Annotated in this window: 6 protein-coding genes; 3 read left to right on the forward strand and 3 right to left on the reverse strand. The window is 71.3% G+C overall.

Annotation, left to right across the window (positions count from 1 at the left end; all coding sequences use genetic code 11):
- The 3 genes from ROTAS13_RS10245 to ROTAS13_RS10255 form a co-directional block, all read left to right on the forward strand.
- Nucleotides 1-380, forward strand: a 380-nt coding sequence (locus ROTAS13_RS10245) for an IS5/IS1182 family transposase (RefSeq protein WP_075822267.1), incomplete at its 5' end; no start/stop codon positions are given.
- 153 nt (nucleotides 381-533) lie between these two features.
- Complete coding sequence (gene treY / locus ROTAS13_RS10250; RefSeq protein WP_075822268.1) at nucleotides 534-3,329, forward strand: malto-oligosyltrehalose synthase; 2,796 nt, start codon at nucleotides 534-536, stop codon at nucleotides 3,327-3,329.
- A 174-nt stretch (nucleotides 3,330-3,503) separates the two neighbouring features.
- On the forward strand, nucleotides 3,504-5,963 hold the full coding sequence (locus tag ROTAS13_RS10255; RefSeq protein ID WP_058390274.1) for a glycogen/starch/alpha-glucan phosphorylase: 2,460 nt from the start codon (nucleotides 3,504-3,506) through the stop codon (nucleotides 5,961-5,963).
- 26 nt (nucleotides 5,964-5,989) lie between these two features.
- Here the strand turns inward: ROTAS13_RS10255 and glgA are convergent, their stop codons facing one another.
- From glgA to ROTAS13_RS10270, 3 genes are all read right to left on the reverse strand, one after another.
- Nucleotides 5,990-7,426 carry a glycogen synthase GlgA gene (gene glgA / locus ROTAS13_RS10260; RefSeq protein WP_058390273.1) on the reverse strand — a complete coding sequence of 479 codons (1,437 nt, stop codon included), beginning with the start codon at nucleotides 7,424-7,426 and terminating at the stop codon, nucleotides 5,990-5,992.
- Nucleotides 7,426-8,649, reverse strand: a complete 1,224-nt coding sequence (gene glgC / locus ROTAS13_RS10265) for a glucose-1-phosphate adenylyltransferase (RefSeq protein ID WP_058390272.1) — start codon at nucleotides 8,647-8,649, stop codon at nucleotides 7,426-7,428. Before glgC ends, glgA begins: the two co-directional genes overlap by 1 nt.
- A 296-nt stretch (nucleotides 8,650-8,945) precedes the next feature.
- Complete coding sequence (locus ROTAS13_RS10270) at nucleotides 8,946-12,410, reverse strand: PAS domain-containing protein (RefSeq protein ID WP_058390271.1); 3,465 nt, start codon at nucleotides 12,408-12,410, stop codon at nucleotides 8,946-8,948.
- Nucleotides 12,411-12,796 lie beyond the last annotated feature (386 nt).

A 12,796-nucleotide genomic window follows, 5' to 3' on the forward strand; every position in this document is an offset into this window, starting at 1 on the left:
GCCATTTCCGCCGCCTCACCCATGCCGGCCTCTGGGAACACCTCCTCAAGGCTCTGGCCACCGCCGCCCCCACCCACCCGCTCCGCGCCATCGAGCACCGGATCTGCCGCGCCGCCCGCCGCGCCCACCGCATCCTGGGCTTCCGCCTGGTCCTGCTCGCCCGCCGCCTGGGGCTCCGCTCCGCCCTCCCCGGCCCGCCCTGGCTGCTGCCCGATCCCGATTTGTCCGAAACCCTCGCCCACGCCAAAATCCCCGTCTTCACAGGCGCCTACGGCACTATCGGCCCCTACCTTGTCCTGCTCCGGACGTTGCGCGCCCTCCACCGCACCGCCGCCGGCCGCGCGCGCCTGCCCAACCGCCTGCGCCACGCCTGGCCATGACCCCGCCGCCCCTCCCTCCGGGAAAACCGCGCCCCCGGAACCACAGATCCGGCTTTCCGTCCCCGCCCTGCCACCACCCGCCCCCCTGGCGCGTTGTGCGCGGCAACGAGCCTTGCGCCCCCGGCGCGGCCCTGAGCACGGAGAGCCGAAACAGTGATCCCCGAAACCCCGCGTGCGACGGCGCGTCTGCAGTTCCACAAGGACTTCACGCTGGACGACGCGGTGCCGCTGGTGCCCTATTACAAGGCGCTCGGCATCAGCCACCTCTACGCCTCGCCGCTGCTCAAGGCGCGCCCCGGCTCCACCCACGGCTACGACATCGTGGACCCCACCCGAATCAACCCGGAGGTCGGGGGAGAGGAAGCCCTGCAACGCCTCGTCGCCGCCCTGCACGCGGCGGACATGGGCCTCATCCTCGACATCGTGCCCAACCACATGGGCGTGGGCGGCGCCGACAACGGCTGGTGGCTGGACGTGCTGGAATGGGGCCCGCGCTCGCCCTTCGCCAGCTTCTTCGACATCGACTGGAACCCCGCCGACCCGGCGCTGAAGGACAAGCTCCTCGCCCCCTTCCTCGGCGGCCCCTATGGCACCGTGCTGGAATCGGGCGACCTCGCCCTGCATTTCGAGCCGGAAAGCGGCAAGATCTACGCCGAGTATTTCGAGCACCGCTTCCCCATCGCCCCCGCCACCTATGCGACGATCCTGCGCGCCACCGGCGACGCCTCGCTCGACGGCATCGCCCAGGTCTTCGCCGGCATCGCACAGCCGGGGAGCGCGGAGGCCATGCGCGCCGCCGCCGGCGTGGCGCTGGACGTCCTCGCCCGCTTCGCGAAGGAACCAGGTGGACAGGCCAGGATCGCATCCGTCCTCGCCGCCTTCGACCCGAAGCAACCCGAGAGCCGCACCCGCCTGCACCATCTGCTGGAGGCGCAGAACTACCGCCTCGCCTGGTGGCGCGCCGCCACCGACGAGATCAACTGGCGCCGCTTCTTCGACGTCACCAGCCTGGGCGGCTTGCGCCAGGAGGTCCCCGAGGTCTTCGAGGCCACGCACGAGCTGATCCTGAAGCTCTATGCAGAGGGCGCGATCGACGGCGTGCGCGTGGACCATGTGGACGGCCTCGCCGACCCGCGCGCCTATTGCCGCAAGCTCCGCCGCCGCCTGCGCGCCGCCGGCCGCCACCGCCCTACCACCGCGCCAAAGGGGGAGCCGCTCCTGCTGGTCGAGAAGATCCTCGCCCCGCACGAGCGCCTGCGCCAGGACTGGATGGTGGACGGTACCACCGGCTACAACTTCATGGACGAGGTCGCGGGCCTCCTCCACGACCCGGCCGGCGAGGAACGCCTGACCCGGCTCTGGGCCGACCTCACCGCCCGCTCCCCCCGCTTCGAGGACGAGGCCCGCGAGGCCCGCCGCCAGATCCTGCGCGAGAACCTGGCCTCCGAGCTGAACGGCACCGCCACCGCCCTGCACCGCATCGCCCAGACCGACCTCGCCACGCGCGACTTCACCCTCACCGCGATCCGCCGCGCCATCTCCGAGGTCCTGGCGCATTTCCCCGTCTACCGCACCTACGTCTCCATGGCCGGCCGCAACGAGGAGGACGAGCGCACGCTGGAATGGGCGCTCGCCGGCGCCCGCCGCACCGTGCGCGCCACCGAGCGTCCCCTGCTCGACCTGCTCGATGGCTGGCTCGGCGGCGAGGTGCCGCGCAGCCTGCCCATCGCCGGCCGCCGCCAGCGCCTGCGCGCCGCGGTGCGCTTCCAGCAGCTCTCCGCCCCCGTCGCCGCCAAGTCGGTCGAGGACACCGCCTTCTACCGCTACGGCCGCCTGATCTCGCGCAACGAGGTCGGCTCCGAACCCGGCCACCTCACCGAAAGCCCCGCCTCCTTCCACGCCATGTGCCGGGAACGCGCGCGCCACTTCCCGCGGGAGATGCTCGCCACCGCCACCCACGACCACAAGCGCGGCGAGGACAACCGCATCCGTCTCGCGGTCATCTCGGAGCTGCCGGAGGAATGGGCCACGGCGCTGACCCGCTGGACCCGCCTGAACAACAGCCTGAAGCGCGAGGTGGACGGCACCCCGGCGCCGGACGCGGTGGACGAGCTGATGCTCTACCAGACCCTGGTCGGCGCCTGGCCGCTGGATCTCGACTCCGCGGACGAGCAGGGCGTGCAGGACCTCATCCAGCGCGTCGCCGCCTGGCAGGAGAAGGCCCTGCGCGAAGGCAAGCGCCGCTCGGAATGGGCCGTGCCGAACGAGGCCTATGAATCCGCGTGCCAGGACTTCCTGCGCAACATCCTGGCCGCCGACCGCGCCAGCCACATGCGGAAGGAGATCGCCGGCTTCGCCCTGCGCCTCGCCCCCGCCGGGGCGGTGAACGGGCTGGCGCAGACGCTGATCCGCTGCACCTCCCCCGGCATCCCGGACCTGTACCAGGGCACGGAGTTCTGGGACTTCTCCCTGGTGGACCCGGACAACCGCCGCCCGGTGGACTTCCCCGCCCGGCGGGCGGCGCTGGAGGCGGGCGAGTCCCCCGCCGGCCTCCTTTCCCACTGGAAGGACGGGCGGGTGAAGCAGGCAGTGATCGCCCGCGCCCTGGCGCTCCGCGCCCAGCGGCCGGAGCTCTTCGCGGAGGGCGACTACCTGCCCCTGGAGATCCAGGGCGCGAAGGCGGCGCACCTCCTGGCCTTCGCCCGGCGCCGGGGAGGCCAAGCGGCGATCACGGTGGTCACGCGCCTGCCGGCGGCCCTGCTGGGCGAGGCGGGGCAGCCCCTGGTCCCCGCCGAGGCCTGGGGCGACACCGCCATCCTCCTGCCGCCGGACATGCCGGGGGCGCTCACCGACGTGCTGAACGGCGGAGAGGTGCCAGCCCCGGATGGCTCGCTCCGCGCCGCCACCCTGCTCGCGCGGCTCCCGGTCGCACTGCTCTCCCTTGGTTGAGTTCCACGAAGCGATCCGAAACCAGGCCGGGCGCCTTGCCCGGCCGGTTTTTTCCCTGGACGTAACGGGCGCCTATCCGCACAACCATGACAAGAAGCCTTGGAACCGCTCGCGAGGCGCGAGAGGATGGGCCCAGATCTCCCCGCTTCCGCCCTTCCAGGAGGACATGCCCGCGTGAACATCACCGACCTGCCCGCCCCCGCCCGCGAGGCGACCGAAGGCGCGGTCTCGCCGGAGACCTTCCGCCAGAGGATCCTCGACCGGCTGACGTATCAGGTCGGCGGCTCGCCGGAACGGGCAAGCAAGCGGGACTGGTTCCTGGCCACCGCCCTGGCGACGCGCGACCTGGTGATGGACCACTGGCGCTCCTCGAATGCCGACACGCTGGCCCGGGGCGACAAGCGGGTCTGCTACCTCTCGATGGAGTTCCTGATCGGCCGGCTGCTGGCGGACACGCTGGGCAACCTGCGGATCACCGAGACGGCGCGGGAGGCCCTGTCGGGCCTCGGCGTGGATCTCGATGCCATCGCCGCACAGGAGATGGACGCGGCCCTGGGCAATGGCGGGCTCGGCCGGCTGGCCGCCTGCTTCATGGAAAGCCTGGCAAGCCTCGGCATCCCCGCCTTCGGCTACGGCATCCGCTACGAGCACGGGCTGTTCCGGCAGGTGATCCCCGCCGACGGCACCCAGCACGAACTGCCGGAGGACTGGCTCTCCCTCGGCAATCCCTGGGAGTTCGAGCGCGCCAACCTGCGCTACAAGGTCGGCTTCGGCGGCCACGTGGCGGTGGATGGCGGGCGGCTCGTCTGGCATCCCGGGGAGACGGTGCGCGCCATCCCCTACGACACGCCCGTCACCGGCTGGCGCGGCAAGCGCATCAACACGCTGCGCCTCTGGTCGGCCCGGGCCAGCGACCCGCTGCACCTCGCCGCCTTCAATCATGGCGACCATCTGGGCGCGCAGGCTGAGCGGATCAGGGCGGAATCCATCTCCCGCGTGCTCTACCCGGGCGACGAGACCCCGGCCGGGCAGGAGCTGCGCCTGCGCCAGGAATACTTCTTCGCCTCGGCCTCGCTGCAGGACGTGCTGCGCCGCCACGTGGCGGAGTTCGACCGGCTGGACAATCTCGCCGACAAGGTCGCGGTGCAGCTGAACGACACGCATCCGGCGATCGGCGTGTCGGAGCTGATGCGCCTGCTGGTCGACATCCACCACATGGAATGGGACCTGGCCTGGGACATCACCCGCGCCGTCACCTCCTACACCAACCACACGCTGATGCCGGAGGCGCTGGAGACCTGGCCGGTCTCGCTGCTCGAACGCCTGCTGCCACGCAACATGCAGATCATCTACATGATCAACGCCCGGCACCTCGACACCGTGCGGAAGGAGCAGGGCGCGGACGACCGCCTGCTCGCCGCCGTCTCCATCATCGACGAGGAACACGGCCGCCGCGTGCGCATGGGCCATCTCGCCTTCATCGGGTCGCACCGGATCAACGGCGTCTCGGCGCTGCACACGCAGTTGATGAAGGACACGGTCTTCGCCGACCTGAACCGCGTCTGCCCCGGCCGCATCACCAACAAGACCAACGGCATCACCTTCCGCCGCTGGCTGCTGCGCGCCAATCCCGGCCTGACCAGGCTCCTGGTGGACACGCTGGGGGAGGAGGTGCTCGACAATCCGGAGAAGCTCGCCGGGCTGGTGCCGCATGCGGAGGAGGCGGAGTTCCGCCGCCGCTTCGCCGCGCAGCGCCGTGTCGCCAAGGAGAAGCTCACCCGCCTCATCCACGACCGGATCGGTCTCGCCGTCGATCCCGACGCGCTGTTCGACGTGCAGATCAAGCGCATCCACGAATACAAGCGCCAGCTCCTGAACATCCTGCAGGCGGTGGCGCTCTACAACGCCATGCGGGCACGGCCGATGAACGAATGGGTGCCGCGGGTGAAGATCTTCGGCGGCAAGGCGGCGGCCAGCTACTGGCAGGCCAAGCTGATCATCCGGCTGGCGCATGACGTGGCGCGCGTGGTCAACAACGATCCCACCCTGAACGGCATGCTCAGGATCGCCTTCCTGCCGAACTACAACGTTTCCCTCGCCGAGGCGATCATCCCCGCGGCCGACCTGTCGGAGCAGATCTCCACCGCCGGGCTGGAGGCCTCGGGCACCGGCAACATGAAGCTGGCGCTGAACGGCGCGCTGACCATCGGCACGCTGGACGGCGCCAATGTCGAGATCCGCGAGCATGTCGGCGCGGAGAACATCTTCATCTTCGGCCTGACCGCCGATCAGGTGACACGGAAGAAGGCCGCCGGCTACGACGCCCGCGAGGCGGTGGCGGCCTCTCCCGCCCTGTCGCAGGTCCTCGATGCCATCCGCGGCGGCGTCTTCTCTCCGGACGAACCGGACCGCTATGCCGGGCTGGTGGACGGGCTGCTGAACGACGACCGCTTCCTGGTGACGGCGGATTTCGACAGCTACGACGCCACGCAGCGCGAGGTCGCGGCCCGCTGGCGCGAGCCGGAGTCCTGGTGGCGCAGCGCGGTGCTGAACACCGCCCATGTCGCCTGGTTCTCCTCCGACCGCACGATCCGCGAATATGCCGAGGATATCTGGGACACGCCGCCGCGATGAGGCGGGAGGTCCCGCCCCCGGCCCGCTTATCGCATGATCTCGTGGTACAGCGCCGCGTACTGGCGGGCCGGGCGGGACCAGCCCACATCCGCCGTCATGGCGTTGTGCTGCATCCGCTCCCAGGTGGCGCGGTTGCGCCACAGGACGCCGAGGCGGGCAAAGGCCAGTTCCAGCGCCTCCCGCGTCGTGGGCGCGAATTGCAGGCCGTTCGCCACCCCGGCCGCCAGCGCCGCTTCGTTGGCGTCGATCACCGTGTCGGCCAGGCCGCCGACCCGCGAAACCAGCGGCAGGGCGCCATAGCGCAGCGCGCAGAGCTGGGTGAGGCCGCAAGGCTCGAAGCGCGAGGGCACCAGCAGCGCGTCGCAGCCCGCCTGGATGCGGTGCGCCAGGGCCTCGTCATAGCCGAGCACGGCACCCACCCGTCCAGGCCAGGCCTGGGTGGCGGAAAGGAAGCCTTCCTCCAGCGTCTTGTCGCCCGCGCCGAGCAGGGCGAGTTGCATGCCGCCCTCGGTCAGCGCCGGCAGGGCGGCGAGGACGAGGTCCATCCCCTTCTGCCAGGTCAGCCGGCTGACCACGCCCAGCAGCGGCGCCAAGGCATCCACCTCCAGCCCCATCGCCGCCTGCAACGCTGCCTTGTTCGCGGCCCGTCGCTCCGGATGCTTCCGGTCATAGGGCTCGGCCAGCAGGAGATCGGCGGCGGGGTCCCAGACCGTCTCGTCGATGCCGTTCAGGATGCCGGAGACATCCGCCCCGCGCGAGCGCAGCAGGCCGTCGAGCCCCATGCCTCCCTCCGGCGTACGGATCTCGGCGGCGTAGCTGGGCGAGACGGTGGTGATCCGGTCGGCGAAGTAGAGCCCGGCCTTCAGGAAGCCGATGGCGCCGTAATACTCCACCCCGTCGATCGACCAGGCTTCCGGCGGCAGGCCCAGTTCCGCCAGCAGGTGCGGCGGGAACTGCCCCTGGAAGGCGAGGTTGTGCACCGTCATCACGGTGCCCGGGCGGCGCCCCTCGCCATAATGCAGATAGGCCGGGGCGAGGCCGGCCTGCCAGTCATGTGCATGGACGATATCGGGCGTGAAACCGGGCAGCAGGCCCCGCGCCAGCCGCTCGGCCACGCGGCCCAGCGCGGCGAAACGCTGGGCGTTGTCGGGCCAGTCGCCCTCCGGCCCGGCATAGGGGTTGCCCTCGCGCCCGTAGAGATGCGGCGCCTCGATCGCCAGCACTTCCAGCTCCCCCGCCCGCCCCGACAGCAGCCGGGCCGGGCTGCCGAAGAGGTCCGGCAGTTCCGCCGCGACCTCCCCGTCCTCCAGCCGCCGCAGCACGGCGGGATAGCCGGGCAGCAGCGTGCGGGCGGCGAAGCCCTCCCGCGCCAGGGCTGCCGGCAAGGCGCCCGCGACATCGGCCAGCCCGCCGGTCTTGATCAGCGGATAGGCCTCCGAGGCCACCGACAGGACGGAAGGCATCAGTCGGACAGCCGGTCGATCATCGGCTGGGTGATCAGGCAGACGCCCTTGTCGGTCCGGCGGAAGCGCCGCGCGTCCAGTTCCGGGTCCTCGCCCACCACCAGCCCTTCCGGAATTCTGACCTCGCTGTCTATGACGACGTTGCGCAGGCGCGCATGACGCCCGATGTCGCAACGGGGAAGGATCACGGAGTTCTCGATCTCGCCATAGGAATGCACGTGCACGCTGGGGAAGATCAGCGACTTCCGCACCAGCGTGCCGGACACGATGCAGCCGCCCGAGATCAGGGAATCCATGGCCTGGCCGCGCCGGTCGTCGTCGTCATGGACGAACTTCGCCGGCGGCGTCAGCTCGCTGTAGGTCCAGATCGGCCATTCGTGGTCATAGAGGTCGAGCGCCGGCACCACGTCCGTCAGGTCCACATTCGCCTGCCAGTAGGCATCCACCGTGCCGACATCGCGCCAATAGGCCTCGGCCTGATCGCTGGAGCGGACGCAGGATTCGGCGAAGCGGTGCGCCACGGCGGTGCCGTGTTTCACCAGATAGGGGATGATGTCCTTGCCGAAGTCATGCTCCGAATGCGGCTCCGCCGCGTCGCGCCGCAATTGGTCGGCGAGGAAGGCGGTCTCGAAGACATAGATGCCCATGCTGGCCAGGGCCATCTCCGGATTGTCCGGCATGGCGGGCGGGTCCTTGGGCTTCTCCAGAAAGGAGATGATGCGGTCGTTCTCGTCCACATGCATCACGCCGAAGCCCGTGGCCTCCATGCGCGGGACTTCGATGCAGCCGACGGTGACGTCGGCACCGCTCTCGCAGTGCTGCCGCAGCATCTTCTCGTAGTCCATCTTGTAGACATGGTCGCCGGCGAGCAGGACGATGTAGCGCACGCCGTAGTTCTCGATGATGTCGAGGTTCTGGTACACCGCGTCGGCGGTGCCGGCGTACCAGGCGCTTTCCGAGACGCGCTGGCTGGCCGGCAGGATGTCGAAGCTCTCGTTGCGTTCCGGCCGCATGAAGTTCCAGCCGCGCTGGAGATGGCGGATCAGGCTGTGCGCCTTGTACTGCGTCGCCACGCCGATGCGCCGGATGCCGGAATTGATGGCATTCGACAGGGCGAAGTCGATGATCCGCGACTTGGCGCCGAAATAGACGGCGGGCTTGGCTCGCCGGTCGGTCAGCTCCATCAGCCGACTTCCTCGGCCGCCGGCCAGCACATAGGCCATCGCCTGACGCGCGAGCGGGGATCCTGCATGCGGCCGTAGAGGCATGAATGGGTGACTCCCTTCGACGACGCTTCCTCGTGCACGTCCATTATGGCGCGCCGGGCGACTGTCACACGCACAGAGCCGCAAGTCTCTGCCCGCCTGCGCTTAATTTTCCGTGCGCGGCGACTGCTGGGGCAGGCAACGGGGATAATTCGGCCCGCGTCCGGCACGCAGCCAGCAGGGGCACACCGGAAGGGAGAAGGACCCGAACAAACCTCGCGCCCGGATTGCATTCATCCTGGCGGCAACACCGCTTAACGCGTTCCCTGTTCCGGGGCGGGCTCCATTCCCACCCGTGCCTGGGCCACGGCTTCCAGCAGCATCGCACCGGACACGGGCTTGTGGAGCAGCAGCAGCGGCCCGCCTTCCAGAGCCTGGGCCACGCCGGCCACGGTGTCGCTTTCGGCATAGCCCGTGACCAGCAGCGCCGGCAGGCCCGGCAGGATGTCACGGACGGCCCGCAACAGGTCGAGCCCGGTCATGCCGCCCGGCATGGCGAAATCCGTGACCAGCAGGTCCGGCCGCTCTCCGTCCCGCAGATGCCGCAAGGCCTCGGCGGGCCCTTCGGCGCAGACGAGGCTGTGGCCGGCATCGGACAGGGTTTCGGCCAGCACGTCCCGCACCAGGGGCTCGTCATCCACAAGCAGGATGCGGCACGCCGCGTCAGGCGTGGCCGGGCGCGCCGCGCCGTCCTGCTCCACCCTGCCTTCCGCCTGCGGAAGCCAGAGGGAGATCACGGTGCCCTGTCCGAGCCGGCTGTCGATCTCCAGCGCTCCGCCGGACTGCTCCGCGAAGCCGCGTGCCATCGCCAGGCCCAGCCCGGTGCCCTCCCCCACCGGCTTGGTGGTGAAGAAAGGCTCGGTGACGCGATTCAGCACCTCCGGCGCCATGCCCATGCCGTGGTCGGCGACGCGCAGGCACAGGTAGCGCCCCGGCTTCAGCGCGGGCGAAGCCCCGGCCGTGCCCGGCAGTTCCAGCGCCTCGGCCGAGAGCCGGATCACGCCGCCATCCGGCATGGCATCCCGGGCATTGGCGGTGAGGTTGACCAGCACCGTCTCCAGTTGCGCGCGATCGGCGAGGACCGGCGGCAGGGCCGGATCGACCGCCAGGGCGATCGAGACGCGGCCGCCCAGCGTGTGCAGCAGCACCTCCCGCAAGCCGGTCAGCAGAAGGCCGACATCCTGCGGCTCCGCGCGCAACTCGCCCTGTCGCGCGAAGCTCAGCAGGCGCCGGGTCACCGCCCCGCCCCGTTCCGCCTGCTCCGAGACCAGGCGGGCGAGGCGCCGAACGCTTTCCGGCTCTTCGGCCCGCAGCGCCATCAGCCGCGCACCGCCCAGCACCGCCTGCAGCACGTTGTTCACGTCATGCGCGACACCACCGGCGAGGCGGCCCAGCGCCTCCATCTTCTGCGCCTGCGCCAGGCGGCGCTCGCTTTCGGTCAGGGCCGCCGTGCGTTCCGCGACCAGCTGCTCCAGCCGCGCCGCCTGCCGCGCGCGGTCCTCGCGCGCCGCCACGATTTCGTCGATCCCCGTGCTGGAGCCGAGCCAGCGCAGGATGCGGCCGGAGGCATCGCGCTGGGCAAGCGCGCGGACCAGGAACCAGTGATAGGCGCCGTCCGCCCCCAGGAAGCGGGCCTCGATGCCGAAGTCCCCCCCGGTTTCCAGGCAGTGCCGCCACAGGCCGAGGCAATGTTCGTAGTCCTCGGGATGCAGCACCCGCCGCAAGGTCCCCTTGTCGATCCGGTCCGGCTCCTGCCCCGTGAATTCGTACCAGCGGCTGTTCAGGTAATCGAAGCGTCCATCCGGCTGGCAGGTCCAGATGATCTGCGGCATGACCTCCGCCATGGTGCGGAACCGGGCCTCGCTTTCCCGCAGCGCTTCCGCGGCCCGGATGCGGTCGGTGATGTCGCGCAGGACCCCGATCAGCCGCACCGCCCGGCCATCCTCGTTGCGCAGCACGCGGGCACGGCCCTCGAGCCAGACCTCGCCGCCATCACGCGCGGGACGCAGGGGGCGGAAGTCCACGGCGAAGGTATCGCCCTCGCGCGACATCCCCTGCCAGGCTGCGCCGATCCTGTCCCGGTCCTCCGGGTGGGTCGCCGTCATCCAGTCGGCCGCCAGGATGCGCCCCTCCCGGGCCGTGACGCCGAGCAGTTGGGCCGCCACGGGCGACAGCGCGCCCTCCTGCTTGCGCAGGTCCAGGTCCCAGGTGCCGAGCCCGTCACCCTCCACCGCGAGGCGCAGCCGGGTTTCGCTCTCGGTCAGGGCGCGGGAGGCGGCGCGTGCCTCGGTCACATCCTCCAGCAGCCCCACCCATTCCCGCACCCGGCCGCCGGCCTCGATAAGCGGCACCGCCCGGACCGAGAACCAGCCATAGAGCCGCTGCTTCCCACCCGCCTCCACCTTCCCCGCATCCGCCGGCAGGGCGCGCCGGATGCGCCATTCGCCGACATAGGGCCGCCGGCTGGCCAGCGAGGCATGCCAGAGCGCATCCGCCACGCTGCGGTCGTCCGGGTGCAGGGCCTCGAACCAGCCGCTCCGCCGCAACCGCTCCACCGGCAGTCCGGTGAGGCGCGCCCAGGCCTCGGCCCCTTCCGGCAGGAGCCGGCCCGCGGGATCGGCGATCCAGACCAGCTCGCTGCTGGCCTCCACCAGGGCGCGGTAGCGGGCTTCCTGGGCCCGCAGGGCGGCGGTCACCGCCTCGCGCTCCACGGCCGCGACGCTGAGCGCGGCGGAAACCTCGGCGATCTCCCGGATCCCCGTGGGCAGGGCCAGCACGGCGCCGGACCGGCCCTGGTCGGCCAGCAGGCCCAGCGCGTCGCGGATACGGCGCGTGATCCGCAGGGTCAGCAGCAGGCTCCCGGCCAGCAGCAGGAGCGCCACCCCAGCGGCGGGCAGGTAGTCCCGCAGCATCCGTTGGTAGAAGGAGGCACGGGGCATCGACAGGGCGAGCGAATAGCCCTCCGTGGAAAGGCGCGACCATGCCATGATGGCCATCACGCCTTCCTGGTTCCGGACATAGGGCAGGACACCCTCCGGCGCCCGCGCGAGGCCGGCCACGATCTCCGGCGGGGCCGGGCGTCCTACCATCTCCTCGCCCCCGCGGGTGCGGGCGACCACGACCCCGTGCCGGTCCATCAGGGTGGCGGTCCAGTCCTCCTGCATCAGGCGTTGCCGCAGCGCGCCGCTCAGGGTCTCGGGCGCCAGCCAGAGCGCCGTGACGGCGAAGGGCAGACCGGGCGGAGCCGGAACCAGGATGCCCACCCGCCGGTCCAGCAGGTCGGTGACCTCGACCTGCCCGTCGCGCGCCACGCGCACCAGGGCCTGGCGCCAGCTCTCCGGGACAGGATCGGCCGGGGTGGCGGCGGACAGCGCCTCGATGTCGCGGCCCCGGGCATTGTAGAAGCGTAGGCTGCCCATCCGCGCCAGGGTCCGGGCCGGCGGGGTGGCACGCAGGGCCGCGAGGACAGAAGGGGCGTCCGGGACATTGGCCGGAGACGCCGCCGGCGGCAGCGCGGCGGAGGCCAGCAGTTCGCGCAGCCGCACCTCGCCCAGCGCGAAGACCTGGTCCGGCACCACCGAAAGCGCGCAGACGCTGGTGACCAGGTTGGAGGCCGTGCGCCGCATGTCGCGGTTGTGCAGGCTGGCCATGGCCCAGACGGCATAGAGCGCGAAGGGCAGCACCGTGCAGGCCACCACCAGAAGCAGGTGGTGGCGCATGCCATGGAGCCGGCGCCCGGTCGGGCGCGGTATCCGTGGCCCCCGCCCAGCCCGGGGGTCTTCGGTGGGCGCTTCAGGTGACATGGAACCGGATGGCCCGCTGAGGGGCCTCATGGAACCGCATTTCGCGGCCTGCCGAAAGCATTCCGGCTGCCGCACGCCCTTGCCCGGGGGCGGCCGGGCGGCGGGGCAGGCGCGGGACGGCCCGGCAACGGGGCCGCCACCGCCCCGCGAAGGCGTGCGTCAGGCGAGGCCGAGGGCACGGTAGAGCCATTGCGACGGCGGCCAGGCGGCGGCGACCTCCCCTCGCCAGACCAGCAGGGCCGCCACCACGGCGAGCAGGAGGAGGACCGAGAGCGTCCAGGCCAGGGTCGGGCTGGGACCGC

The sequence above is a fragment of the Roseomonas sp. TAS13 genome (genome assembly GCF_001950415.1).
GTDB classification, from domain to species: Bacteria; Pseudomonadota; Alphaproteobacteria; order Acetobacterales; family Acetobacteraceae; genus Roseomonas; species Roseomonas mucosa.

What these genes read in the sequence shown, in the direction of transcription:
- glgC (WP_058390272.1), bottom strand. Translation starts at nt 8,649, where the DNA reads ATGGCCTATGTGCTGGCCGGCGGCCGAGGAAGTCGGCTGATGGAGCTG.
- ROTAS13_RS10270 (WP_058390271.1), bottom strand. Translation starts at nt 12,410, where the DNA reads ATGCGCCACCACCTGCTTCTGGTGGTGGCCTGCACGGTGCTGCCCTTC.
- glgA (WP_058390273.1), bottom strand. Translation starts at nt 7,426, where the DNA reads ATGCCTTCCGTCCTGTCGGTGGCCTCGGAGGCCTATCCGCTGATCAAG.